1 protein-coding gene is annotated in these 1048 nt (G+C 37.6%); it reads left to right on the top strand.

Annotated elements, in window-relative coordinates:
- The coding region (locus tag H600_RS23115; RefSeq protein ID WP_209320125.1) for a hypothetical protein at positions 1 to 219 on the top strand (219 nt) is incomplete at its 5' end.
- Positions 220 to 1048 lie beyond the last annotated feature (829 nt).

Raw genomic sequence — 1048 nt, 5'->3', positions numbered from 1 at the left:
TTTCACGTTTCTGAATTTCGGTTTTCTGCGCAACAATTCGCTTTTAAAAAAAACTTGATTTTAGCAGAAAATTTCTTTTTCAACTCCCACATAACGGTTTGTCGCTACAAGCGGTTTGGGACTAAATTAGCGTTATTTTTCGGATTCGCCAAAATCTCACAAATACAAGACCATCTTCAAATTAAGCCAATTGCCCAAATCGCTTGTAACGACGGTTAGGAGAGGTTGCGACACGGACGAAAAGCACGAATCATTAGCCGTTCCAATTTTCGATTCCAATTTCAGCAAGTTTTTCCGTCTTCCAATTTCCTCTCCAATTAGTTTCAGCATTTGAGTTTCAACTTTCCGTTAAACACAAAAAAATCCGCTTTCGGTTTTCCGAGAAGCGATTCACGTTTTGTTTGTCCGCAATATTTTCTGCATCCAATTTTCGTCAGCTTTCTCTAGACGTTTTTAGTCTTTTCCGTTTCCAAAACCCTTATTAAATTCATCTGTTGTTCGTCCACGGAGCAATCTCTCCTAACGTTCTCGCGCCTCTAGCTGTTTGCAACTTATGGAAACGAGTCTTTTCGGCTAAACGAAAATAGGAATTAAAAATGATAATTCCACTAAACTTGCAAATAGCTAGAGACGTGTGTTGTGCGAGGTTGTGACACGCAAAGTGAGCAAGTTCTGAAAATCGCCAACAGTTCGGTTATGCGGTTTCAATATTATTTTCTGCTTTTAGATTTCGATTTTCCAGGTTCCGATTTTCCGATTTTAGTTTGTCAAAAATCCAGCTTTCAAGTTTCTGCTTTTCAGATTCCAAATTTTCAAGTTTAGGTTTGCCAAAAAACAATTTTTAAGTTTCTGCTTTTTAGATTCCAATTTTCCGCTTTCCAATATTTAGTTTTCCAATTTCGGCTGTCAATTAGTTTTCGGTTTTCCGCTTTCCAATTTGGGAGCAATCACGCACAACGTTCTCGCGCCACAAGCAGTTTGCAACTTATGAAAGAGAGTATTTTCGGCTAAACGAAAATACAAATTAAAACGATAATTCCACTAAAAT

It is taken from the genome of Flavobacterium denitrificans DSM 15936 (genome assembly GCF_000425445.1).
Classification (GTDB): Bacteria; Bacteroidota; Bacteroidia; order Flavobacteriales; family Flavobacteriaceae; genus Flavobacterium; species Flavobacterium denitrificans.
Note: the sequence above shows the minus strand (reverse complement) of the source record. Positions and strands in the feature narration are given on the sequence as shown.